Source organism: Geobacillus sp. CAMR5420 (genome assembly GCF_000691465.1).
GTDB lineage: Bacteria > Bacillota > Bacilli > Bacillales > Anoxybacillaceae > Geobacillus > Geobacillus thermoleovorans.
On the sequence record NZ_JHUS01000002.1, the window covers coordinates 1 to 24,725 of the forward strand.

General features: G+C 55.2%; 29 protein-coding genes and 1 pseudogene. All 30 read right to left on the bottom strand.

Features of this window, described 5'->3' with window-relative positions:
• Positions 1–330, bottom strand: a pseudogene (locus DI44_RS0116820) (NADH-quinone oxidoreductase subunit C); the annotation flags it as partial.
• Between the two features lie 3 nt (positions 331–333).
• On the bottom strand, positions 334–846 hold the full coding sequence (locus DI44_RS16490; protein ID WP_011232822.1) for an NADH-quinone oxidoreductase subunit B: 513 nt from the start codon (positions 844–846) through the stop codon (positions 334–336).
• The gene (locus DI44_RS16485) at positions 837–1,205 is read right to left on the bottom strand and encodes an NADH-quinone oxidoreductase subunit A (RefSeq protein ID WP_033024470.1); all 369 of its coding nucleotides are present in this window, start codon (positions 1,203–1,205) and stop codon (positions 837–839) included. Before DI44_RS16485 ends, DI44_RS16490 begins: the two co-directional genes overlap by 10 nt.
• Positions 1,206–1,478: 273 nt before the next feature.
• Positions 1,479–1,880, bottom strand: a complete 402-nt coding sequence (locus tag DI44_RS16480; RefSeq protein WP_011232824.1) for a F0F1 ATP synthase subunit epsilon — start codon at positions 1,878–1,880, stop codon at positions 1,479–1,481.
• A gap of 22 nt (positions 1,881–1,902) precedes the next feature.
• Entirely contained in the window at positions 1,903–3,324 is a 1,422-nt protein-coding gene (gene atpD / locus DI44_RS16475) for a F0F1 ATP synthase subunit beta (protein ID WP_011232825.1), read from the bottom strand.
• 27 nt (positions 3,325–3,351) lie between these two features.
• Complete coding sequence (gene atpG / locus DI44_RS16470) at positions 3,352–4,209, bottom strand: ATP synthase F1 subunit gamma (RefSeq protein ID WP_011232826.1); 858 nt, start codon at positions 4,207–4,209, stop codon at positions 3,352–3,354.
• A gap of 67 nt (positions 4,210–4,276) precedes the next feature.
• On the bottom strand, positions 4,277–5,785 hold the full coding sequence (gene atpA, locus DI44_RS16465) for a F0F1 ATP synthase subunit alpha (RefSeq protein WP_011232827.1): 1,509 nt from the start codon (positions 5,783–5,785) through the stop codon (positions 4,277–4,279).
• A 24-nt stretch (positions 5,786–5,809) separates the two neighbouring features.
• On the bottom strand, positions 5,810–6,346 hold the full coding sequence (locus DI44_RS16460; protein ID WP_011232828.1) for a F0F1 ATP synthase subunit delta: 537 nt from the start codon (positions 6,344–6,346) through the stop codon (positions 5,810–5,812).
• Positions 6,343–6,876: a F0F1 ATP synthase subunit B gene (locus DI44_RS16455; protein ID WP_198527184.1), complete on the bottom strand. Its 534-nt coding sequence runs from the start codon at positions 6,874–6,876 to the stop codon at positions 6,343–6,345. Before DI44_RS16455 ends, DI44_RS16460 begins: the two co-directional genes overlap by 4 nt.
• A 120-nt stretch (positions 6,877–6,996) precedes the next feature.
• Positions 6,997–7,215, bottom strand: a complete 219-nt coding sequence (gene atpE, locus DI44_RS16450; protein WP_011232830.1) for a F0F1 ATP synthase subunit C — start codon at positions 7,213–7,215, stop codon at positions 6,997–6,999.
• A gap of 67 nt (positions 7,216–7,282) precedes the next feature.
• On the bottom strand, positions 7,283–7,996 hold the full coding sequence (gene atpB / locus DI44_RS16445) for a F0F1 ATP synthase subunit A (RefSeq protein ID WP_015376063.1): 714 nt from the start codon (positions 7,994–7,996) through the stop codon (positions 7,283–7,285).
• A gap of 17 nt (positions 7,997–8,013) precedes the next feature.
• Positions 8,014–8,397, bottom strand: a complete 384-nt coding sequence (locus tag DI44_RS16440; protein ID WP_015376064.1) for an ATP synthase subunit I — start codon at positions 8,395–8,397, stop codon at positions 8,014–8,016.
• Between the two features lies 1 nt (position 8,398).
• The gene (locus DI44_RS16435) at positions 8,399–8,623 is read right to left on the bottom strand and encodes an AtpZ/AtpI family protein (protein ID WP_015376065.1); all 225 of its coding nucleotides are present in this window, start codon (positions 8,621–8,623) and stop codon (positions 8,399–8,401) included.
• A gap of 606 nt (positions 8,624–9,229) precedes the next feature.
• Positions 9,230–9,859: a uracil phosphoribosyltransferase gene (gene upp, locus DI44_RS16430; RefSeq protein ID WP_011232835.1), complete on the bottom strand. Its 630-nt coding sequence runs from the start codon at positions 9,857–9,859 to the stop codon at positions 9,230–9,232.
• A gap of 151 nt (positions 9,860–10,010) precedes the next feature.
• Positions 10,011–11,249 carry a serine hydroxymethyltransferase gene (gene glyA, locus DI44_RS16425; RefSeq protein WP_014196952.1) on the bottom strand — a complete coding sequence of 413 codons (1,239 nt, stop codon included), beginning with the start codon at positions 11,247–11,249 and terminating at the stop codon, positions 10,011–10,013.
• A 92-nt stretch (positions 11,250–11,341) separates the two neighbouring features.
• Complete coding sequence (locus tag DI44_RS16420) at positions 11,342–11,920, bottom strand: TIGR01440 family protein (RefSeq protein ID WP_013524809.1); 579 nt, start codon at positions 11,918–11,920, stop codon at positions 11,342–11,344.
• Positions 11,921–12,262: 342 nt separating this feature from the next.
• Positions 12,263–12,709 carry a ribose 5-phosphate isomerase B gene (gene rpiB, locus DI44_RS16415; protein WP_033024472.1) on the bottom strand — a complete coding sequence of 149 codons (447 nt, stop codon included), beginning with the start codon at positions 12,707–12,709 and terminating at the stop codon, positions 12,263–12,265.
• Between the two features lie 95 nt (positions 12,710–12,804).
• Positions 12,805–14,094 carry a methyl-accepting chemotaxis protein gene (locus tag DI44_RS16410; RefSeq protein WP_033024473.1) on the bottom strand — a complete coding sequence of 430 codons (1,290 nt, stop codon included), beginning with the start codon at positions 14,092–14,094 and terminating at the stop codon, positions 12,805–12,807.
• 25 nt (positions 14,095–14,119) lie between these two features.
• A complete protein-coding gene (locus tag DI44_RS16405) occupies positions 14,120–14,566 on the bottom strand; it encodes a low molecular weight protein arginine phosphatase (RefSeq protein ID WP_013146612.1) in 447 nt (148 codons plus the stop codon).
• Positions 14,567–14,819: 253 nt separating this feature from the next.
• Positions 14,820–15,371: a manganese efflux pump MntP family protein gene (locus DI44_RS16400; RefSeq protein WP_011232841.1), complete on the bottom strand. Its 552-nt coding sequence runs from the start codon at positions 15,369–15,371 to the stop codon at positions 14,820–14,822.
• Between the two features lie 412 nt (positions 15,372–15,783).
• Positions 15,784–16,851 (bottom strand): L-threonylcarbamoyladenylate synthase, encoded by a 1,068-nt coding sequence (locus DI44_RS16395; RefSeq protein WP_013146615.1) that lies wholly within the window; start codon positions 16,849–16,851, stop codon positions 15,784–15,786.
• Positions 16,852–16,980: 129 nt separating this feature from the next.
• Positions 16,981–17,844, bottom strand: coding sequence for a stage II sporulation protein R (gene spoIIR / locus DI44_RS16390; protein WP_033024491.1), 864 nt, complete (start codon positions 17,842–17,844; stop codon positions 16,981–16,983).
• Between the two features lie 59 nt (positions 17,845–17,903).
• Entirely contained in the window at positions 17,904–18,785 is an 882-nt protein-coding gene (prmC, locus tag DI44_RS16385) for a peptide chain release factor N(5)-glutamine methyltransferase (RefSeq protein ID WP_015376070.1), read from the bottom strand.
• Entirely contained in the window at positions 18,775–19,851 is a 1,077-nt protein-coding gene (gene prfA, locus DI44_RS16380) for a peptide chain release factor 1 (protein WP_031406635.1), read from the bottom strand. The genes prmC and prfA overlap by 11 nt, the downstream gene beginning before the upstream one ends.
• Positions 19,852–19,946: 95 nt before the next feature.
• Positions 19,947–20,387 carry a hypothetical protein gene (locus tag DI44_RS16375; protein WP_011232846.1) on the bottom strand — a complete coding sequence of 147 codons (441 nt, stop codon included), beginning with the start codon at positions 20,385–20,387 and terminating at the stop codon, positions 19,947–19,949.
• 135 nt (positions 20,388–20,522) lie between these two features.
• Positions 20,523–20,705: a hypothetical protein gene (locus DI44_RS16370; RefSeq protein WP_014196961.1), complete on the bottom strand. Its 183-nt coding sequence runs from the start codon at positions 20,703–20,705 to the stop codon at positions 20,523–20,525.
• A gap of 17 nt (positions 20,706–20,722) precedes the next feature.
• On the bottom strand, positions 20,723–21,346 hold the full coding sequence (locus DI44_RS16365) for a thymidine kinase (protein ID WP_033024476.1): 624 nt from the start codon (positions 21,344–21,346) through the stop codon (positions 20,723–20,725).
• Positions 21,347–21,747: 401 nt separating this feature from the next.
• Positions 21,748–21,948, bottom strand: a complete 201-nt coding sequence (gene rpmE, locus DI44_RS16360) for a 50S ribosomal protein L31 (protein WP_011232848.1) — start codon at positions 21,946–21,948, stop codon at positions 21,748–21,750.
• A gap of 257 nt (positions 21,949–22,205) precedes the next feature.
• Complete coding sequence (gene rho / locus DI44_RS16355; RefSeq protein ID WP_011232849.1) at positions 22,206–23,480, bottom strand: transcription termination factor Rho; 1,275 nt, start codon at positions 23,478–23,480, stop codon at positions 22,206–22,208.
• A gap of 252 nt (positions 23,481–23,732) precedes the next feature.
• Positions 23,733–24,695: a class II fructose-bisphosphatase gene (gene glpX / locus DI44_RS16350; protein WP_011232850.1), complete on the bottom strand. Its 963-nt coding sequence runs from the start codon at positions 24,693–24,695 to the stop codon at positions 23,733–23,735.
• Between the last annotated feature and the right edge of the window lie 30 nt (positions 24,696–24,725).

Here is a 24,725-nt window from a genome sequence, read left to right on the forward strand (position 1 = left end):
CTTCGCCGCCTCAAGGTCGTCCCCTGTCGACGCACCGGACGCAGCCGCCTCGCGCTGTCTCCGCAGTTCCGCCGCCTTCGCCCTCGCTTCCTCGGCTGCTCGTTTTTTCGCCAATGCAAGATCGTCGGCCGATGCCGGTTCCGTTGCCTCTCCCTTCGTTGTTTCGAGCTGGCTGCCATTCGAATTCGGGGGCGTTTTCAAACTGCCCGTTTCGGCGGCTGACTTGGCCTGTTCATCTGCCTGCCTAGCCGCGAGCCGTTCGCGCGCCAGCTGTTTTGCCCGCTCAGCGGCTTCTTTTTTTCGCTGGGCCAAATCTTTTTCTTCATCCATCGGTTACAGCACCTTCTTCCCCGTTTTGGCTTCCAGTCGGATTTTTTCTTTTAATTTATGAATACCGTAGATGAGCGCTGCCGGGTTCGGCGGACAGCCTGGTATGTACACGTCCACCGGGACAATTTGGTCGACGCCTTTGACGACGCTGTACGATTTGACGTACGGGCCGCCGGCTGTCGCACACGAACCCATGGCGATGACCCATTTCGGTTCGGGCATTTGGTCATACAACCGGCGCAAGAGCGGCGCCATTTTTTTCGTCACCGTGCCCGAGACAATCATGACGTCCGCCTGCCGCGGCGAGGCGCGGAAAAACGAACCGAACCGGTCGAGGTCGTAATGGGCGCCGCCGACCGCCATCATCTCGATAGCGCAACAGGCAAGGCCGAACGTCAACGGCCAAAGCGAACTGCTTCGGGCCCATCCTTTCAACTGTTCCAACGTCGTCAAAAAGACGTTTCGCTTCACTTCTTCCATTTCGACGCCAGAAAAACCCTCCCATTTCACATCCATCGTAACACCTTCTTTTTCCAAGCATAGATAAGGCCAATGGCAAGCAAAACGATGAAAATGATCATTTCCACCAACGCGAACAAACCGAGTTGGTCATAGACAACAGCCCACGGGTACAAAAACACCGTCTCGATATCGAAAATGACAAACAGCAAGGCAAATAGGTAGTACCGAACTTGGAACTGAACGCGCGAGTCGTGAAAGGGATTGTTACCGCTTTCATACGTTGTCGCCTTTGCATCACTCGGCACGTGCGGCCGCAGCCACCGCCCGGCCGTGAGCGCCCCGATCGGCAGCAACACACCGAGGCAAAGGAAGACGAAGATGACCAAATAACTGTTTGCATAGATGTTGCTCAACCAGCTCGCCCCCTTCCGGTTTACTACATACGTATGGTGTTAATGATGAAATTTTTCAATAATTCCTTCGATTTCATTATAACATTTATATCCAGCCGTGTCAGCAAAACTTCAAGTTAACACTGTCAACACTGTATCCATTCATGTAAGCGCTTCATCTTTGTTGAAACGACGGAATGCGAGGAACGAAAAAAGAGAGAGCGTTTGCCTCTCTCCTTGACGGACGATTCTTCTGTTTTCATCAAAAAAAGCAGGGGAGTTTTCCCCTGCTTTTTACTTCATTTCCGCAACACTCAAACGGTTCATGGCGCGTTTTAACGCCAGTTCAGCCCGCTTGAAGTCGATGTCATCCTGCTGGCTTTGCAGGCGGCGCTCCGCCCGCTCTTTCGCCGCTTTGGCGCGGAGGACGTCAATGTCCTCCGCCCGTTCAGCAGCTTGAGCCAAAATCGTCACTTTGTCCGGGCGGACTTCCAAAAAGCCGCCGCTGACGGCAATGTATTGCGTTTTGCCGCCTTTTTTCAGCCGGGCCGCGCTGATCTCGAGCGGGGCGACAAGCGGAATGTGCCCCGGCAAAATGCCGAGCTCGCCGCTTTTCGCTTTGACGCTGACCATCTCAACATCGTCTTCGTACACCGGGCCATCAGGAGTAACGACGCTCACGTGGATCGTTTTCATTGTCCAATCCCCCTATCCCGGGTCACACTTCGACACCCATCGCTTTCGCTTTTTCAACGACTTCTTCAATGCGGCCGACTAAGCGGAACGCATCTTCCGGAAGATGGTCGTATTTGCCTTCCAAAATTTCTTTAAAGCCGCGCACTGTTTCTTTCACCGGCACGTAGGAGCCCGGTTGGCCCGTGAACTGCTCCGCCACGTGGAAGTTTTGCGACAAGAAGAACTGGATGCGGCGGGCGCGATGAACGACGAGTTTGTCTTCATCCGACAGTTCATCCATCCCCAAGATGGCGATGATGTCTTGCAATTCTTTATAACGTTGCAGCGTTTGCTGCACTTTGCGGGCGACTTGGTAGTGCTCCTCGCCGACGATTTCCGGCGCCAACGCACGCGATGTCGAAGCGAGCGGGTCAACGGCCGGATAAATCCCCATCTCCGCGAGCTTCCGCTCCAGGTTCGTCGTCGCATCCAAGTGCGAGAACGTCGTGGCCGGAGCCGGGTCCGTATAGTCGTCGGCCGGGACGTAAATCGCTTGAATCGAGGTGATCGATCCTTTCGCCGTCGACGTGATCCGCTCTTGCAATTGACCCATCTCCGTCGCCAATGTCGGTTGGTAACCAACGGCCGACGGCATGCGGCCTAACAGCGCCGACACTTCCGAACCGGCCTGCGTGAAACGGAAGATGTTATCGATAAAGAGCAACACGTCTTGGCCTTGTTCATCACGGAAGTATTCGGCCATCGTCAAGCCGGTCAAGGCGACGCGCATCCGCGCCCCCGGCGGCTCATTCATTTGTCCGAACACCATGGCCGTTTTGCTGATGACGCCGGAATCTTTCATCTCATGGTACAAGTCGTTTCCTTCGCGCGTCCGTTCGCCGACGCCAGCAAAGACGGAAATCCCGCCGTGCTCTTGGGCGATGTTGTGGATCAGCTCTTGAATCAAGACCGTTTTTCCTACGCCAGCGCCGCCGAACAAACCGATTTTTCCGCCTTTAATATACGGGGCAAGCAAGTCAACGACTTTAATCCCCGTTTCCAAAATTTCGACTTCCGTCGCCAATTCCTCGAATTTTGGCGCCGGACGGTGAATCGGGTCGCGGCGGGCGTCAGCCGGAATGTCGCCTTCCAAGTCGATCGGCTCGCCCAAGACGTTGAACACGCGGCCAAGCGTGACTTCGCCGACCGGCACCGAAATCGGTGCACCGGTATCGATGACTTCCATGCCGCGGATGAGGCCGTCTGTGGACGCCATCGCGATCGTCCGTACCGTATCATCGCCAAGGTGCAAGGCGACTTCCAATGTCAAGTCGATGTCGACTTCGTTTTCGTTGCGCGCTTTATGTTGAATTTTCAGGGCGTTGTAGATCGCCGGCAAGTGGCCGTTCTCAAACTTGACGTCTACAACCGGACCCATGACTTGGATAACGCGTCCTCTTGTCATCGTTTTCCCTCCTAACTTGCTAGTCCCCTATTGCAAGGCGTTTGCTCCGGCGACAATTTCCGTAATTTCTTGCGTAATCGCCGCTTGCCGAGCGCGGTTGTAGGAAAGCGTCAATGTGCGAATGAGCTCGTTCGCATTGTCCGTTGCGTTCTTCATCGCCGTCATGCGGGCGGCGTGTTCGCTTGCTTTTGCATCGAGCAATGCGCCGTAAATGAGGCTTTCCGCATACTGCGGCAATAAGACGTCCAAAATTTCTTCTTGCGACGGTTCAAATTCGTACACCGTGCGCTGCTTATTCTCCGCCAAGTCAGTGAGCGGCAGAAGCTTCCGTTCCGTCACCTCTTGCTGGATCGCGCTTACGTAATGGTTGTAATACATATACAGCTCGTCAAACGTACCGTCGGCGAATAACCCAACCGTTTTGCGGGCGATTTCTTTAATATCGGCAAACGACGGCTGGTCCGGCAAGCGGGTGATGTCGAGAATGACCGGCATGTTCCGCTTGCGGAAAAAGCTCAACCCGACGCGGCCGATGACGATGATCGCATATTCGTCCGGAGAAGCATGGCGTTTTTGGATCGTTTGGTACACGAGGCGCAGCACGTTGCTGTTGTACGCGCCAGCCAGACCGCGGTCCGACGTGATCACGAGATACCCGGTCTTTTTCACCGGGCGCGAAACGAGCATCGGATGCGAAGCGCCGCCGGCGCCAAGCGCCACATTGGCCACGACTTCTTGAATTTTCTCCATATATGGAACGAACGATTTCGCGTTTTGCTCCGCTCGGTTCAGCTTCGACGTCGAGACCATTTCCATCGCTTTTGTAATTTGGCTTGTCTTCTTCGTCGCATTGATGCGCGTTTTAATATCGCGTAACGATGCCAAAGGTTTCACCACCTTTTTGCTGCACGGGTTCTAACAGGCGTGAGGGGGCGATATGCCCCCGCCGGCCTTATTGTGAAACGACAAACGTTTTCTTGAACGCTTCGATCGCTTTATTGAGATCGTCTTCGTTCGGAAGATCTTTCGTCGTGCGGATGTGCTCAAGCAAGTGTTGGCCGTTTTGGTCGAGCCACAAGTAAAACTCTTTCTCGAAACGGCGCACATCTTCAACCGGAATGTCGTCCAAAAAGCCGCGCGTCAATGCATAGATGATCAACACTTGTTTTTCGACCGGAATCGGCTGATGCAAATCTTGCTTCAGCACTTCGACCGTGCGCGCCCCGCGGGCGAGCTTCGCTTGCGTCGCCTTGTCGAGGTCGGAGCCGAATTGGGCGAACGCCTCCAGCTCACGGTAAGCGGCCAAGTCCAAACGGAGCGTCCCGGCTACTTTTTTCATCGCTTTGATTTGCGCTGCCCCACCGACGCGCGAAACGGACAACCCTGCGTTGATCGCTGGGCGGACGCCGGAGAAGAACAAGTCCGATTGCAAGAAAATTTGCCCGTCCGTAATCGAGATGACGTTCGTCGGAATGTACGCGGAAATATCGCCCGCTTGCGTTTCGACGAACGGAAGCGCGGTCAAGGAACCGCCGCCTTTGGCATCGCTCAATTTCGCTGCGCGCTCAAGCAGGCGGGAGTGCAAGTAGAAAATATCCCCCGGATACGCTTCACGGCCCGGCGGACGGCGAAGCAAGAGCGACAATTCACGGTATGCCGCGGCTTGTTTCGATAAATCGTCATAGACCACTAACACGTGTTGGCCTTTATACATGAAATACTCGCCCATCGCCACACCGGCATACGGCGCCAAGAACAAAAGCGGAGCCGGCTGCGACGCCGAAGCGGTGACGACGATCGTATAGTCGAGCGCGCCGTGTTTGCGGAGCGTTTCGACAACGGTGCGGACCGTCGATTCTTTTTGCCCGATGGCGACATAAATACAAATCATGTTTTGGTCTTTTTGGTTGATGATCGTGTCAATGGCGACGGACGTTTTCCCTGTTTGCCGGTCGCCGATGATGAGTTCGCGCTGGCCGCGGCCGATCGGCACGAGCGCGTCGATCGCTTTAATCCCGGTTTGCAGCGGCTCATGCACCGATCTCCGGTCCATAACGCCCGGCGCCGGGCTCTCGATCGGGCGCGTTTCCGTCGTTTCCACCGGCCCTAATCCGTCAACAGGCTGACCGAGTGGGTTGACGACGCGGCCGATGAGCGCTTCCCCAACGGGCACTTCCATGATCCGGCCCGTACGGCGCACTTCGTCCCCTTCTTTAATGCCGGTGTACGGTCCTAAAATAACGATACCGACGTTGTTTTCTTCCAAGTTCAACGCCATGCCCATCACGCCGTTGGCAAACTCGACGAGCTCGCCGGACATGACGTTATCGAGCCCATGAGCGCGCGCGATCCCGTCGCCGACTTGGATGACGGTGCCGACGTCGCTCACTTGGATTTGCGATTCATAGTTTTCAATCTGCTGCTTAATGAGCGCGCTGATTTCTTCCGCTCGAATGCTCATGCCTTTCACCCCTGTCTTCAAATGTTAGCCGATCAGCTGCCGCCGAATCCGTTCAAGCTGCCCGCTGACGCTGCCGTCGTAAATGCGGTTGCCGATGCGCAGCTTCACGCCGCCGATGAGTTCCGGATCAATGATATTTTCGATCTCAAGCGTCTGTTTGCCGACTTTTTGGGCAAAGACGTCGGAAAGCGCCCGCAGTTCTTCGTCCGTCAACGGCCGCGCCGAATAGGCGACCGCCTTGGCGATGCCACGCGCATCGTCGACGAGGGCGAGAAACTGTTCCGCCAGCTCGGGCACAAGGCCGAAGCGATGGCGCTCCAGAAGAAGGAGAAGCGTGTTTTGCACCGGGGTGGACACACCGGCGAACGCTTCGCGGATGAGCGCTTTTTTCTGATCCAAGGAAAGTTTCGGATACGAAAGAAGCGATAAAAACTCGCCGTTTTCCGCCAACGCCTGGCGCACGGCGCGAACATCTTCTTCGATTCGATCAAGCTGTCCTTGTTCGAGCGCGATTTGGAACAAAGCGGACGCGTACCGTTTGGCGATCACTTCTTGGTTCATCGCGCTCCTCCTGCCTCTTGAACGTCTTTGATGTACGCTTCGATCAGCTTGCGTTGATCTTGCTCGGTCAGCTCTTTTTCAATCACTTTTGAGGCGATCAAGACAGACAACGAGGCCACTTGTTCGCGGAGCGCGGCCATCGCCTGTTCTTTTTCACGCTCGATTTCTTTTTTCGCCGCTTCTTTCACCCGTTCCGCTTCCGCACGGGCCGAGGCGACAATTTGTTCTTTCTGCTCTTCAGCCAGCTTGCGCGCGTTTTCAATGAGCGCTTGCGCTTCTTGGCGCGACTGCTTCATCAGTTCGCGCTGTTCTTCAAGAAGTTTTTCTGCTTCTTGACGGCGTTTTTCCGCCTGGTCGATTTCGTTCGCGATATGTTCTTCACGTTGTTTCATGATATTCATTAACGGCTGCCAAGCGAATTTGCGCAGCAAGGCCAGCAAAATAATGAACATCAGCAATTGGTAAATAATCGTGCCGCCGCTGATGCCATGCGCCGCTTCGCCGAGCACCAATACGTTTGCCTTCCACAACACCGCGTTTCACTCCTTTCGACAGCTATCGCACCGATGCGGTCTCGCAAAACCGCACATAAAGGAATGGCGAAGGTGGTCGTTGACACGAACTTCGCCATCACTTTCCATATCGATTTCTTATCGACCTAAGTAAATGAACGAGAAGACGACACCGATGATCGGAAGCGCCTCAACCAACGCAACCCCGATGAACATCGTCGTTTGCAAAACCGGACGCAATTCTGGTTGACGAGCAATCCCTTCAATGGTACGGCTGACGATCAACCCGTTGCCGATGCCGGCGCCTAACGCCCCCAAACCTACCGCAATCGCAGCTGCAAGTACACCCAAACTCATGTTGATAGATCCTCCTTCACCATGTTAAAGTAATGTTTCAAGTCCTTAATGAAATGATAAGGAATGCTCAATGGTCATGACTGACCTTATGAGCCATATAAACCATTGTTAACATCGTAAAAATGAACGCCTGAATCGTTCCGACAAAAATACTGAACGCTTGCCACACCATCATCGGAATGGCTGCGCCAACAGCGCCAAGCACACCGTAATGCGTGCCAAGGCTGGCGAGCAAGCCAAGCAAAATTTCCCCGGCGTAAATGTTCCCGAAAAGACGCAAACCGAGCGTCAGCGTGTTGGCAAACTCTTCGATGATTTTAAGCGGGAACAACCAGGCGACTGGACGGGTGTAATCGCGCAAATAGTCGGATGCCCCTTTCATTTTCACCCCATAGTAGTGGGTGAGGGCGACGACCATCACCGCCAGCGTTAACGTAACGGTCGCATCCGCGGTCGGCGATTTCCACCAAAGTTCGCCGTTGACATGGACGGAAAACGGCAGTCCAAGCATATTGGCCACAAACACATACATGATGAGCGTGACCCCCAGCGTCAAAAAGCGGCCGCCCGTTTGCCAATCCATCGTGCTGTTAATGATGCCTCTAACAAAGTCAAAGACCCACTCCATAAAGTTTTGCATCCCCGTCGGGCGCAGCTGAAGCGAGCGAGTAGCCGCAACAGCAATGATGAAAACGATCAAACAGGTGATCGTAATCATCAACATATCAGATAAATTAAACGTAAGGCCTAAAAATTCGACAAGCGGCGCTTTATGCTCCATCCTCTCTCACCTCGCTTTCATGCCTGCAGCTTGTCGTTTTTCCATTTGTGAAAGAAGAAATCTATTATAATGACAATGTAGGATGTCATTAATCCCAAAACGGTTGGCACGATATGAAAATATTGCGGATACGTCAGAACAATGACAGCAGCCAATGCGGCAAGCGCCAAACGCGATAAGGTGCCTAATGTGCGCACTTTTTTGCGCGCCGCCACCGCTTGTCCGAATTTTTCGATTTTCCAGGTTAAGTTCCAAACCATGAGGAGGCTGATCGATGTGCCGAGAATCAAGCTGAGAAAAACGGTTTTATACGGCGTAAATCCAAAGCCGAGCGTATAGATGGCGAGCAAATACAATATGTATCGAACTTGCCGCCAAAACATCGCTTGAAGATTTCCCATTTTATTGCTCCCCAGAGAAATATTGGCGGATCAAGCGCAACATCGCATACACGCCGGCCGCCAGTCCAAGCAAAAGGCCGACGATCAAAAAGATCGGCTCGGTGCCAAATCGATCATCGATCCATCTCCCGCCGAAAACGCCGACCAAAATCGAACCAACAAGTTGGGAGACGATGGCGGACATCAACGCCATGGCTTGAAACGGGTGGCGCTGTTTTGGGGACATGCCAACACACCCTTTAACATAATGAAAACCTTCTCAATCTACCCCTTGTAAAGGATACAATACGGCCTGGTCAATGTCAATGTGTTTCCACGTAAAACCTCATTCACATAGGGCAAATATTAATAATTTGTGACAATTTCTCATTTTCTTCTCACAATGATGATGTATAATGATATATTTTATTTTTAGCCTATTTTCCTTTTCATGATTCTATATAGATGCAATTTGAAGCTTTACCATTTGCAGTTTTTACCGAGTATTTGATCGACTGTCGGGCGACCGAACAACGCCGCTTCCAGACCCATATATGGGTCTGTGAAGCAGGCGGTTGTTCGGTCCTCCGTCACGCCAAGGCGTGACGGAGAAGCCTGTGGCTTTCCTCCGACAGTCGAAAAGGGGCAAACCGCTTTTCCGTCAAGGATATGTTAAACTTCTTCGTTGCATCTATAATATATATACTTGGCTTTGCAAACGGAGCGGTTTCTCAGCGCCATCTTTCTGCCGCGGCCTATTCGATGCAAGCGCTTAACTGACGCATGGGCAAGGCACCCTCTCCGCCGCTCGATGGAATGCGAACCCCGCGCGGCGCGGGGCGCCTTGCAGCTGTTATTTTGTGCCAAACAGCCGATCGCCGGCGTCGCCAAGACCAGGGACAATATAGCCGTGGTCGTTCAACCGCTCATCAAGGGCAGCGATGTAAATGTCCACATCCGGGTGGGCCGTTTCCACCGCTTTGACTCCTTCCGGCGCCGCGATCAGGCACATAAATTTAATGCTTTTCGCACCCCGCTTTTTCAGCGCATCGATCGCCGCCACCGCTGATCCGCCGGTTGCGAGCATCGGGTCGACGATGATAAAATCGCGCTCTTCGACATCGCTCGGCAGCTTGACGTAATATTCGACCGGCTTTAATGTTTGGGGATCGCGGTACAAGCCGATATGGCCGACTTTCGCCGCCGGGATGAGCTTCAGGATGCCGTCAACCATGCCGATGCCGGCGCGCAAAATCGGAATGACGCCCAGTTTTTTGCCGGCGATCACTTTCGCTCTGGCTTTACTGACGGGGGTTTCGATCTCGACTTCCTCAAGCGGCAGATCACGTGTAATTTCAAACGCCATCAACGTCGCCACTTCGTCGACAAGCTCGCGAAATTCTTTCGTGCCCGTATTCTTGTCGCGAATGTAGGTCAATTTATGCTGGATGAGCGGATGATCAAAGACGTACACTTTTCCCATGGGTCAACTCTCCTCTTCCGTATGTATGCGCTGCACTTCTATACATTCTACTGGAAAACGAGCGCCTATTCAACTGCCGAACGAACGGAAAAAGGCGCACCGCCAAATCCGGAGGCGGTGCACCGTACGGTTTCGGACGAAGCGGCGGCGCTTAGTCTTGATAGAGCGGAAACTTTTCCGTCAAAGCGGCGACGCGTTGGCGCGCTTCCTCAAGCGCTTGTTCGCTGCCGACGTTTTTCAGCACAAGGCCGATGATGGCGGCGATTTCGTCCATCTCTTCCAATCCGAAGCCGCGCGTCGTGACCGCGGCCGTGCCGATGCGGATGCCGCTTGTGACAAACGGGCTTTCCGGATCGTACGGAATCGTGTTTTTGTTGACCGTAATCCCAACCTCATCGAGCACTTTCTCCGCCGTTTTCCCGGTCAGCTGCTGCGGGCGCAAATCGACAAGCAGCAAATGGTTGTCCGTGCCGCCGGAAATGAGAGTGAATCCTTCGTTTTGCAAGGCGGCTGCGAGCCGTTTGGCATTCTCCACGACGCGCTTCGCGTAGACTTTAAAGTCGTCTTGCAACGCTTCGCCGAGCGCGACGGCTTTGGCGGCAATGACATGCATGAGCGGGCCGCCTTGAATGCCAGGGAAAATGGCTTTGTCGATCTGTTTGGCGAACTGCTCCTGGCATAAAATCATCCCGCCGCGCGGACCGCGCAGCGTTTTGTGCGTCGTCGTCGTAACGAAATGGGCGTACGGCACTGGATTCGGATGAACACCTGCCGCAACAAGACCTGCAATATGGGCCATGTCAACCATTAAATAGGCGCCGACTTCATCGGCAATCTCGCGGAACTTGGCGAAGTCGATGATGCGCGGATAGGCGCTCGCGCCGGCGACGATCAACTTCGGCCGGTGAAGGCGCGCTTTTTCGCGCACGTCGTCATAGTCAATGACATGCGTTTCCGGATCGACGCCGTATTCGACAAAATTGTACTGAATGCCGCTGAAATTGACCGGGCTGCCGTGCGTCAAATGGCCGCCGTGCGACAAGTTCATGCCAAGCACCGTGTCGCCGTGCTCAAGAACGGTGAAATAAACGGCCATGTTCGCCTGCGCCCCGGAGTGCGGCTGGACGTTCACATGCTCCGCTCCAAACAACTGCTTCGCTCGCTCGCGCGCCAACTCTTCGACGATGTCGACATATTCACAACCGCCGTAGTAGCGGCGTCCCGGATAGCCTTCCGCATATTTGTTCGTCAGCACCGACCCTTGCGCTTCCATGACCGCGCGGCTGACAAAGTTTTCCGAGGCGATCAGTTCAATTTTCGCATGTTGCCGCTTCCGCTCTTGCTCAATAGCGGCGAACACTTGCGGATCTTGTTGTGGCAAGTAATTCATCAATAGCTCCCCCTTATGCGAAATCAGTGAATATTCGTTTTTATTTTATCAGCTTCAGCTAGGCAAATTCAAAGAAAAAATGAATGAAACCGCTAGAAAGAACAGGAATCATTCGGATTTTCCAACGAGTAGACCGCTCGGGCGCCGCCGATCAGCTTCGGCCGCGTTTTCGCCAGCGTCACGCACGCCGATCCAATGTGCTTCACCGAAACGCGCACGGGAACGGCAACCGGCTTCAAATGCATACCGATGAGCGTATGGCCGATGTCAATGCCGGCATCGGCGCGAATCGCCTCGACAACGACCGGGTCAGCGAACTTTCGATAGGCGTAGGCGGCCATCGCCCCACCCGCTTTCGGCACCGGAACGACCGAAACGATCTCCAGCCCGTGAGTTTTGGCGGTTTCCCGTTCGACAACAAGCGCCCGATTTAAATGTTCACAACATTGAAACGCGAGCGCAATGCCGGTTTCGCGCCGCCACGCGTCAAGCTCGGCAAACAGCATGGCGGCAACGTCCATCGATCCAGCCGTGCCGATCCGCTCGCCAAGCACCTCGCTCGTACTGCAGCCGATCACAACGACATCGCCGCGGCCAAGCGGAGCCTGTTTGCGAAACTCATGCAAGATGGCTTGCCATTGCTGCCGCCATTCGGTCAATCGTGCGTCCATTCCCTTCCCTCCTTCGCACGGTGTGCCCCACACGATCCTTGACGAACACTAGAAGTCTGGTGATGTAACGAAAAATGCGGCTCCATCACGTTGCTTTTCAAATGGAGAAACCTTATACATGCTGCTCTTCCTTCACTTGAGAATCATCCATTTCAAAAAAAACGGCTGTTTTTCAATGGCCTTCTAGTATTTTCACCAATGATTCGCGAAAGATGAACAGCGTTTGTTGTGAACATCGCCGAATTCCCAGCCTTTGCGCTGCTGCCCTCATGAAGCTAGACGCCCACACCTTTCGCTTATGGCCCACAGGCCGCATCCGCTCCGATGCGGCCCTGGTTCCGCCTACAAATGCTTATTTTCATACTCGGCGATTTTGCCGATTCGCCGCGCATGGCGTCCGCCTTCAAATTCGGTCTCAAGCCATGCCTTGGCGATTTCGCGCGCCAGGCCGGGGCCGATGACGCGCTCCCCCATCGCGAGAATGTTGCTGTCATTATGCATGCGCGTCAGCTTGGCGCTGTAGACGTCGTGGCAAAGGGCGCAGCGCACCCCTTTCACTTTGTTGGCGGCAATCGTCATGCCGATGCCGGTGCCGCAGATCAAAATGCCGCGATCAAATTCGCCGCGCGCCACTTTTTCCGCGACGGGAAGCGCGTAATCCGGGTAATCGACCGATGTTTCACAATCGCAGCCAAAATCGGTGTACTCGATTCCCATTTCATCCAACAGTGCTTTAATTTCCTCACGAATGCGAACTCCACCATGGTCAGAAGCAATCGCGACTTTCATCACGTTCGGGCGGGGAGCCCTAGGCTTCGCAGTGATAGCGAAAGCCAGGGAGGAATCGCCCTTCCTCCTTTCGATGAATCATATTTGCATGTGCATCAACGGGTGCGGAACCGGGCGACAGCCGCCTGCAATTGTTCGGCCTGTTCAACCAACTCGCCAGCCAGTTGATGCACATCGTTGATCGATGCGGCCTGCTCCTCGGTCGCCGCCGCAACTTCGAGCGCGCCGGCGGACGTCTGCTCAGCAATCGCCGCCACTTCTTGCGTCTGCGCCGCGGCCCGCTCCATATGCCCCATTTGACGCTTCGCCAGCTCAGCGATGTCATGGACGGCGCGGATCACTTCATCAGCTGAGGCCGCCATGGCCGCAATGGCCTCATTCGTGCGCTCCCCTTTCGCCGCCTCAGCGTTGGCAGCAGCCACCTGCTTGTCCATTTGCGCCACCACACGGGCGACTTCATTTTGAATGTTGCCGACCAGTTCCGCGATTTTCTTGACCGCCTTGGCGCTCTCATCCGCCAGCTTGCGCACTTCCTCGGCGACAACGGCAAACCCCCGGCCGTGCTCGCCGGCGCGGGCTGCCTCAATGGAAGCATTGAGCGCAAGCAAGTTCGTCTGTTCGGCGATGTCCGCGACAAGCAACGTAATGTTGCCGATTTGATTGGCGTGTGCTTCGAGCTGCTTGACAGCCGCCCGCGACCGTTCTTGATCGTCAGCCAGCTGATCGATGCCGCTAATGAGCGAATCGGTGATATCGCGGCTTGCCTTCAACGTTTCGGCCATCCCATATACCGACTGTTCCGCTCGCTCGGCTGTTTCTTTGACTTGCACGGCGATGGCAAGCACATCCTCGGCCGCCGCAGCCGCCTCTTGAATCGCCTCGGCCGAAGACGCCGCCCCTTTGGAAATGTCGTCAATCGTCGCTGCAATATCGCGTGCACGGTTTGACGCTGTTTCGGACGCCTGCCTCATTTCCGCCGTCTTTTCCGTCGTGCGCGCTGCGCTCTCTTCCACATTGGCGACGACTGCGCGCAAATGGCCGAGCATCCGGTTGAACGCGACAGCCAGCGAGCGAATTTCGTCATGGGAAGAGGGCAGCGGAACATCCTCATCGATATGCCCTTCCGTCGCCTTTGCCGCCGCTTCCTCGAGCCGTTGCAGCGGCCTTGTAATCCAGCCAGCGGCCAAATAGGCAAGCACTCCGGACCAAAAGATGCCAAGGAGCAACACGATCATCGTGAACACGCTTTTGTTCCATGAGGCGAACCACTGATCATACAAAACGTACAAGAAAAAGGCGCTCGTTGAATACGTGATCAGCGCCAACGCTGTCGTAAAGACGACGAGCTTCAGGCGCAAACCGAACCGATGACTTGTCCCCCCCATTTGTGTTCCCCCTCACTTCTTTACCTCATTGTTCTGTTTGCAACTTTTCCGCCAAGCGGTCAATGAGCTTCTCCAGCTCATCGCGCGCCGCCCGGTACACTTCAATCGGCCCGCCGAACGGATCGGCGATGTCGCCGTCTGTTCCCGAGACGAACTGCTTCAACGTAAACGTTTTGTCCTTCGCTTCTGGGAAACGCTCGACGATCATTTCTTTATGGCCGGATGTCATCGCCAGCACGTGCGTCGCCCAGTCGATATGCTCTTTTTTCAGCTGCGAGGAGCGGTGGGCCGCTTCGATTCCTTTTTCCTTCAACACCGTCTTGGCGTGAACCGACGCCTCGCTCCCTTCCGCCGCAAACACGCCGGCCGATTTCACCTCGACGCCTGGCAGCTGCTTATTCTCCAACAATGCAGCGGCCATCGGGCTTCGGCACGTATTGCCCGTGCAGACGAACAAAATGCGGTATGGCATACAACCACCTCTTCACATCAATGACTTACCATCAATATACCATAGGGAAAAGAGCAAAAAAAGGCTCTTCACCACAACATGTACTTGACAAGCAATGCGGTTTCCTGCGTAAGGATAGGCAAAAAGTGCTGATTTTCCCTCACAAGCGTAAATAGGGTATGTTCAGAAAAAATCAAGTACAACTTTTGGTGAAGAGCCGCAAAAAAGCAGGCCGTCCGCTTTTTTCCACTGAAGGAAAACCGCCTGCCGCCGTTTATAGAAAAAGCAGCTTAAGCCCGAACGCCAGCAAAATGCTGCCGCCGAGCGCTTCGCTGTACGAACCGAGCCATTGCTGAAAATGGCGGCCGACAAAAAGCCCAACCCATGTCAGCACCATGCTGAACAGACCAAACAGCAAAATCGTCACCATCGTCCGCGCTCCGAAAATGCCGAGGCTCAGCCCGACGGAAAAGCTGTCTAGGCTGACGCTGAACGCAAAAAAAAGCAACCCCACCCCACGAGGAAACAGCGGTGAGCCATCGTCCCTCCGGAACGAGGCGATGATCATTTGCCCGCCAAGCCATAACAGCAGCGCCCCGCCCGCGTATGTCGCGACACTTCCGAACTCGCGCGACAGCAAGCGGCCGACCGCCATGCCAGCAAGCGGCATGAGAATATGAAACAAGCCGATCGTCAACCCGATATAAAACATTTGCCGCAGCCGGAGGCGCAACAGCCCCATTCCTAAAGCGACTGAAAACGCGTCCATGCCCAGCGCCAGCGCCATCATTGACAGCGCGATGATTTCGCCGATGAATGCGCCCATGTTTCTTCCCTCCCGGACCGGCCTTATTGCTAAACATATGCACGTCCAGGGCAGTTTAGAAGCAGAGCGGGCAGCCAATGGGCGCCGCCTGATTGACGGGCGGACGGAAAAGAAAAAACCGGTCCACAACAGACCGGTTTCGCGCTTGGAAACGGCATCCCCCAAATCCTCTAGTTGCCATTTGAACCTTACCGTTTGCAGAGCCGTTTTCTCGACTGTCGCACGACCGAACAACGCCGCTTCCAAACCCATACATGGATCTGTGAAGCGCGTTTCCGTTCGGTCTTCCGTCACGCCAAGGCGCGACGAAGAAGCCTGCGGCTTGCCTCCGACCGTCAAAAAATAGACAAGCTGCTTTTTCGACCAGGATATGTGAAACTTGTTCGCTGCATCTATACAGACGGCCGTCCTTTCATTTCCGCTGTTCGCTGATGGCGCGTCCGCCGGCTGCTTTGCGGAGCCGGTTCATGATCGCCGCGCCGATTCCTTCTTCCGGAAACGCCTCGCTGTAAATGAGATCGACGTTCGTTTCATCAAATCGGCGCAGCGTGTCGTACAGCCGGCTCGCGACCGTCTCAAGCGCCTGGCGCGTTCCGCACGGCAGCACGACATCGGCCGCATACTGATCCCGGTTCTCCTCGGTCGTCAACACGCCGACCGTTTTCCCTTCCGCCCGGCTTTCATCGACAAGCCGCTGCAAAAACGCGGGCGGGCCGGCGACGATCCAAAGCGGCGCTTTCGGCGCATAATGCGTATATTTCATCCCCGGCGCTTTCGGCGCCGCCTCGTCATCCACAGCAGCGGCCTCTTCAACGCGGCCGATCGCTTCAATAAGCGCCTCTTTCGTCACTCCTCCCGGGCGCAAAATCGTCGGCACGCCCCCACTGCAATCGAGCACCGTCGATTCAACGCCCACGCCGGTCGGCCCGCCGTCGATCACCCCGGCGATCCGCCCGTCTAAATCGGCAAGCACGTGCGCCGCCGTCGTCGGACTCGGCCTTCCTGACCGATTCGCGCTCGGGGCGGCCAACGCCAAGCCGCTCGCCTCGATCAACGCCAGCGCCAGCGGGTGATCCGGCATGCGCACCGCCACCGTCGGCAGCCCGGCCGTCACCCGTTCAGACACCGCTTTGGCCCGTTTTGGCAATACTAACGTGAGCGGCCCCGGCCAAAACCGCTCCATCAACGTTTTCGCCATCGGCGGGATCGAGGCGGCTACCGCCTCCGCTTGGGCCATGCTGGCGACATGAACGATGAGCGGATTGTCGCTCGGCCGCCCTTTGGCGGCGAAAATTTTTTCCACCGCGGCTGTATTGGCCGCATCGGCCCCCAACCCGTACACCGTTTCCGTCGGGAATGCGATAACTTCCCCGGCCCGCAGCCATTCAACCGCCTCTCGTATTTGTGGATAAACTTGCTGTTTATCAACAATATTATCCACAACCCAAACACGCGTTTTCAATCGTTTCACCTTCTCCATCGCCGTGATTCGCCTTGAAAATGGCGGCTTTTTTTACAAGCGTCAGATCGCCGCCCGATGCCTTTCCACAGTTATACACAAATTGTGAATAAACTTGTTATTTTTGTGGATAACTTTGTGGATAGATGCTTATGGAATGAGATGGCTGAGCCACTCTTTGAAGAAAAATTTTACTTCCACCGGCTGTTCCGGCTCGGCCATGACGACGAAGGACGAGTCTTGATCATCAGTGTGCCCTTTGTCTTTCTCGCCATCCGCATGGATGGACGAAGCGGCGCGATCTTCGGTTTCCGCCATCGCACCCCTCTCCTCTTTCGGTTCGTCCCGCTCGATGGCCTGCTCGCCGCTTCGCATCGCCTCAGCTTCCGCTTCGGCCGACTCGCTGTTTTGCTTCGACCCGGCTTCCATTGACCGGACGCTCTCAGCCGACACCGGTTCATTCGTTCCTGCAGGCGATCGGTTCGCCTCCATCATGACGGCATCGCTGTTGGAAAAATCGAGAAAACAAAGCGGCGGGAACAGAACGCACCACCAGTTTGCTCCTTTTCCTTCCCCAAGTGTGATCAGCACGGCATCATAGATGCCAGCCGGATATACGTAGTTGCCGTACACTTTCGTCGGAAAATGAACCGGGCCAAACTCCACTTTGTACGTTTGATTGCTTTGTTCATCGCGCAACACGCGGGCGACCGTCCGCTCGATGTCCGGCAGGTGAGAGCGGATGACGCGCTTTGCTTCCTCAAACGAAGTGAGTTCGGCCACCCAGCCGTTGATTTGCGCATTGACCGCATCACGCACTTTTCGCTTCAATTGTTGGTCTTCATCGGCGTCGCTGTTGGCTAAAATGCGCAGGCGGATTGCCTCATCAGGGATGGCGACCGCCGCGTTCGCCCCGGCGTCCGTCTTGTGGCCGTACAGCTCGACGAGTACGCCTGTCGTTAATAGAATGATATATAAACATATGGCAATGGCATTTCCTTTGATGGTCATCATCGGCACCGTCCTTTCACCTTTCATTGTGGACGGCGCCGCTCGTTTTTAAACCTATCAATCTAACACGTTTTCCCGTTTTTCGGCCGCGTCATGTACACCATCCGGTCTTTGCCGTTGAGGTCAAAATCGACTTCCACTTCGGCTTCTGGAAACGCTGCGGCCAAGAGCGCCGCCACTGCTTCCCCTTGCCCGGCGCCGACTTCAAAAGCGGCAAGCGCCGGCGCGCCGAGCACAAGCGGCAACTCGCGGGCGAAGCGGCGGTAAAAATCGAGCCCATCGCGGCCGCCAAAGAGCGCCGTGTGCGGCTCATAGTTTTTGACGACCGGGGAAAGCATAGCGGCGTCCGTCTCTGGAATGTACGGTGGATTGGAAACGACGACATCGACCGTCCACCCCATGGCCATGATCGGCTGCAGCAAATCGCCGCACAAAAATGAAACGTTCGCCCCGAGCCGCCGGGCGTTTTCACGGGCGACCGCGAGCGCCGCTTCGGAAATATCGGTTGCGGTCACCGACAACGCTTTGTTCTCCAGCGCCAATGTCACGGCGATCGCCCCGCTGCCAGTGCCGACGTCAACGACATCGATCCGCTTCCGACCAGCAAATAGACGCGGCACCCGCTTTAGGACGCCAAGCACCAGTTCTTCCGTTTCCGGGCGCGGGATTAACACATGGCGATTGACAAGAAACAACCGGCCGTAAAACGATTCATAGCCGATCAAATATTGAATCGGCACATGGTCCACCGCATGGCGGCGCACATCGGCCGCAAATCGTTCATATACCGCTTCGTCGACCGGCTCGCGCCAACGGGCGAACAGCCCGGCCCGATCGGTGCGCAAATGGTGGCACAATAGCCACTCCGCCGCCCGCTCCTCTTTTCCGTGGGCGCGCAAAAAAGAAGAAGCCCAGGCGAGGACTTCATGTACGTTACGACGCATCGTTCGCTTGCTCCAATTTTTTCGCTTGGTCGTCCAAAATGAGCGCCTCGATGATTTCATCCAAATGCCCATCGAGCACTTGATCGAGCTTTTGGATCGTCAGTCCGATGCGGTGGTCGGTGACGCGGTTTTGCGGGAAGTTGTACGTGCGAATGCGTTCAGAACGATCGCCGGTGCCGACAGCTTGCTTGCGCGTTTGGTCGTATTCAGCGCGCGCTTCTTGCTGGTATTTGTCGTAAATGCGGGCGCGCAATACTTTCATCGCTTTTTCTTTGTTTTTGATTTGCGATTTTTCGTCTTGGCACGTGACGACAATGCCGGTCGGAATATGGGTGAGGCGCACGGCCGACATCGTCGTGTTGACGCTTTGCCCACCCGGTCCGCTTGAGGCGAACGTGTCGACGCGAATGTCTTTTTCATTGATTTCGACTTCGATTTCTTCCATCTCCGGCAGGCAGGCGACCGTCGCCGTCGACGTATGGATGCGCCCGCCTGACTCCGTTTCCGGGACGCGCTGGACGCGGTGCGCGCCGTTTTCAAACTTCAGCTTTGAATACGCCCCTTTGCCGTTGATCATAAAAATGATTTCTTTATAGCCGCCGAGGCCGGTCGGGCTCGCTTCGATCACTTCCGTCTTCCACCCTTGCGATTCCGCATAGCGCGTATACATCCGGTACAAGTCGCCGGCAAACAGCGCCGCCTCTTCGCCGCCGGCGGCCGCGCGGATTTCCATAATGACGTTTTTCTCATCGTTCGGATCTTTCGGCAAAAGCAACACTTTCAGCTTTTCAACGAGCGCCTCTTCCCGTTCTTCCAGCTCGCTGATCTCCTCTTTCACCATCTCGCGCAGCTCGGGTTCCAGCTTTTCTTCGAGCATCGCTTTCGCTTCAGCCAACTGCTCGCGAACGGATTTGTATTCGCGATATGTTTGCACCGTTTCTTCCAAATCCGCCTGCTCTTTCGAATAATCGCGCAGCTTTTTCGGATCGTTGATGACGTCGGGGTCCATCAACAGTTCATTGAGCTTTTCATACCGTTGCTCCACAGCTTCCAACCGATCAAACACATCATTCACCTCTGTTTTTCCCACACAGTCTAATTTTAGATTATAGCATGAAATGAAGCCAAACAAAAACCCCCGCTTTTGGCAAGCGGGAGCTCTCAGTTGACGCGCACGATGATCTCGTATGTCGGGATCGCTTTTGTCAGCAGCTTGTCAATGCGTTGCGCCTCGCGCTGCCGCTCCTCGTCAGACAGCTCTTCCGGTGCATCAACGGTCACATACATATTGCCGCCGTGAAACCAGATGGAGTCGGCGTGGTAATCGGTGTACCGCTCGATGAGTTGTGCTGCCTTGCGCGTATCGGCGCGCTGGTTTTCGCTTCCTTCGGTCAAGCTGATAAAATTCGGGTTTTGCCGCACGTTTTCCGGATCGTCGAAGTTGTTGTACAAGTCTCTGTCAGCGTCGATCTTCGGCCGCCCGTCCGTCATCAGCCGCGCGCCGTTTTTGTCCTCGCTTTGCTGGCGGTAGGACGGATGATCCGGAGCGAGCGAACAGGCCGAAAGCAGGAAGATCATTCCTAACAGCCAGATGCGTCTCATCCTTTTTCGCCTCCTTAGCTGTTAGGATGTCCATGATCGCCCGTCCATGATACACGGCAAGCCATAAATCTTTCTGCCATCATTCGTCTATTTTGCGGCGAACGAACAAAAGGGGCAGCCTAGTCAAGCGAACGATCAATGATGAACGAGCCGCATGCCAAACGCTTTTTCCTCCCATAGCGAATGGACGCACGAGACGGGCGAGAATGATGGCGCCGCTTCCGCCCTTCTCGGTCGGCGAAACATACGAATATGCACCGTTTCCATCAACGATGGCTGCGCTTCGCCACTTGGCCGATGAAAGCGGCCAAACAACATCAGTGACCGCCTCACCATCACTCACCCGTATGTCCAGCAAGCGGGCGGTTGTATCGCTTTTTCGGTTTGCCAGGCACTTCATGGTGATGGCGGCAGCGAGGCTCGTACGCCTCGCTGGCGCCGACGAGAATCACCGGATCGTCATAAGAGGCGGGCGCCCCGTTAATGAGCCGCTGCGTCCGGCTGGCCGGGGAACCGCATACCGTGCAAACCGCCTGCAGCTTCGTCACCGACTCCGCGATCGCCATCAGCGCCGGCACGGGGCCAAACGGTTCGCCGCGAAAATCTTGGTCGAGCCCCGCGGCGATGACGCGGCAGCCGCAATCAGCGAGCGTTTGCACCACATCGATGATGTCGTCGGAAAAAAACTGTATTTCATCGATGGCGACGACGTCGGTGGCGGCGGAAATGTAGCGGAACATTTCCGCCGGCGTCGCGACCGGAATGGCGATCACCGAATTGCCGTTGTGCGACACGACTGCGTCTTCGCTATAACGATTGTCGATCGTCGGTTTGAACACTTTCACTTCCTGCTTGGCAAACTGAGCGCGGCGGACGCGGCGAATCAATTCTTCTGATTTGCCGGAAAACATGCATCCACAAATGACCTCAAGCCAGCCGGACTGCGTCATCACGTACATTGGGGCCTCTCCTTTCACACAACACTGTCCTCAAACCATCGGCCGCTCCTTGCCGTCTGCCATCGCGACGATCAGCGGGATCAGCCTTGTAAGCAACCGGCCTTCCATCTGTATAGATGCAATTTGAAGCTTTACGATTTGCAACTTTTACCGAGTATTTGATCGACTGTCGGGCGACCGAACAACGCCGCTTAAAGACCCATATATGGGTCTGTGAAGCAGGCGGTTGTTCGGTCCTCCGTCACGCCAAGTCGTGACGGAGAAGCCTGTGGCTTTCCTCCGACAGTCGAAAAGGGGCAAACCGCTTTTCCGTCAAAGATATGGTAAACTTCTCCGTTGCATCTATATGCTCTCACGAAAAAGCAGGCAAGTTTCGCTTGCCTGCTTTCGTCACGTCCTTGTTACTTAAGGCCGTATTTTTTATTGAATTTATCCACGCGGCCCGCTGCCGTAACAAATTTTTGTTTGCCCGTGAAGAACGGATGGCATTCCGAGCAAATCTCCACGCGCAGCTCGTCTTTGACCGAACCGCTTTCGAATTCGTTGCCGCATGCGCAACGGACGATGACTTTTTTGTACTCTGGATGGATGCCTTGTTTCATCGTTTTCATCTCCTTCCGCCCTGTATCTTATCGAAACAGAGTGATTCGTAGCATGGAACGCTTCATGCTTATGCGCGCCCGCCCGTTTGGCAAGGCGCAGCGCATGGAACAGCTGGGACTCCACCGAAGCGAACCCAGCCGGTGCAAATCACGGATCGCACAAACCAAAAGGCGATAGCCAAAACACACATGTTAAGATTATAACAGCTTTTCTGTCAGTTTGCAACGGGCGATTCGCGGCAAATTCCGCCAACTGCCTACAGACGGGGCGGGCCGCCCTGTTTCCACTCCTGATCGAGCAAGGCGAAAAACTCTTCGTTTGACTTCGTCCGGCGCAATTTGTTCAAAAACCGCTCGATAAAGTCGGGCGAATCGGCCATCGTTTTGCGGATCGCCCACAGCTTTTCCAAATGTTCTTTCGGGATGAGCAGCTCCTCTTTGCGCGTTCCCGAGCGGCGAATGTCAATCGCCGGAAAAATGCGGCGCTCGGCGAGCGAGCGGTCAAGATGGAGCTCCATGTTGCCGGTGCCTTTAAATTCCTCGTAAATGACGTCATCCATGCGCGACCCGGTGTCAATGAGGGCGGTCGCCAAAATCGTCAAGCTGCCGCCTTCTTCGATGTTGCGCGCCGCGCCGAAAAACCGCTTCGGGCGATGAAACGCCGCTGGGTCGATCCCTCCTGAGAGCGTGCGTCCGCTCGGCGGAATGACCAAGTTGTACGCCCGGGCGAGGCGGGTGATGCTGTCCATTAAAATGACGACGTCACGCTTATGCTCAACTAATCGCATCGCCCGTTCTAAGACAAGCTCGGCCACTTTAATATGGTTTTCCGGCACCTCATCAAACGTCGAGCTGACGACATCGCCTTGCACCGACCGCTCGATGTCGGTCACTTCTTCCGGCCGTTCGTCAATGAGCAAGACGATCAACTCGACATCCGGGTGGTTTGTGGTGATGCTGTTGGCAATTTCCTTCAGCAGCATCGTCTTGCCAGCTTTCGGCGGCGCGACGATCAACCCGCGCTGGCCAAAGCCGACGGGAGCGATCAAGTCGATGATGCGGGTCGACAGCTTGTCCGGCGTTGTCTCCAGCTTCATTTGCCGATTCGGGTAAAGCGGCGTCAACGCTGGAAAGTGAACGCGCTCCTTGGCGACTTCCGGGTCTTCGCCGTTGACCGCTTCGACATGAAGCAAGCCGAAGTAGCGTTCATTTTCTTTCGGCGGCCGCACTTTGCCGGATACTTTATCCCCGTTGCGCAAATCAAAACGGCGGATTTGGGAAGCGGAAATGTAAATGTCTTCCGAGCTCGGGGAATAGTTGATCGGGCGCAAAAAGCCGAATCCTTCCGACGGAATGATTTCGAGGATGCCTTCCATGAAAAAGAGGCCGTCTTGTTCGGCACGCGCTTTCAAAATCGCAAAAATAAGCTCCTTTTTCGTCAACTTGCTGTAGTATGAAATTTTGTATTGCTTGGCGAGCTCATACAGCTCCTTCAATTTCATGTTTTCTAGTGCTGCTAACGTTAATTCCATCTTGACACCACACTTTGCAAATTTTCCTATTCTCCCATCGTTCGTGTTCGGACGTATTGGTCATCAATTCGACAGGCGAAGGGATTCATTTCGAAGATGATGAAGGCTGAAATGAAATAAAGAAGTAGAATGGCAGAGCTTATTTTTGCATAAGCAACACGACTATTTTACCCTTTTTTCTTCTTTTTAATCAATATTTTTTTGTTTTTCCGAGCCAGGCGCGGCTCCGGCGCCCGGCCGGATGGTAGGATATCATTTGATGACTAAGTTCGGTTTTTTCTTCAAACTGTGCCGCCCTTCGATGAAGCGGACCGTGCCGGACTTGGCCCGCATGACGACGGAGTGGGTGAGGCCGTACGCCCCTTTCAGCCGCACGCCGCGCAACAGCTCGCCGTCGGTGACGCCGGTGGCGGCAAAAATCGCGTCGTCTCCTTTCACCAAATCGTCCATGCGCAGCACTTTGTTGACGTCAATGCCCATTTGTTTGCACCGCTCGACTTCATCGTCGTTTTGCGGCAGCAACTTCCCTTGCAGTTCGCCGCCAAGGCATTTCAACGCGACCGCCGCGAGCACTCCTTCCGGCGCGCCGCCCGAGCCGAACAAAATGTCAACGCCGGTATGGTCAAACGCCGTGTTAATGGCGGCGGCGACATCGCCGTCATTGATGAGCTTAATGCGGGCGCCGGCTTCACGCAGCTCATGAATGAGACGCTCATGGCGCGGACGGTTGAGAACAACCGCGACGACGTCTTCAATATCTTTGTTTTTCGCCTTCGCCACCGCCTTTAAATTGTCGATGATCGGCGCCTCAATGTCAATCATCCCGACCGCTTCCGGCCCGACGGCGATTTTCTCCATGTACATGTCCGGCGCGTGAAGCAGATGACCGTGGTCAGCGACAGCGACGACAGCCAAGGCGTTCCATCCCCCGGAAGCGACGATGTTCGTCCCTTCAAGCGGGTCGACAGCGACATCGACGCGTGGGCCATAGCCGTTGCCGAGCTTTTCCCCGATATACAGCATCGGCGCTTCGTCCATTTCCCCTTCGCCGATGACGACGGTGCCTTTCATCGGCACGGTGTCAAACACGTCGCGCATCGCCGACGTCGCGGCGTCATCAGCCTCATTCTTTTTCCCGCGCCCCATCCAGCGGGCGGCGGCAAGCGCCGCCGCTTCGGTGACGCGCACGAGTTCCATCGATAAGCTTCGTTCCATCGTCGTTCTCCCCTTCCCCTTTGTCGACTG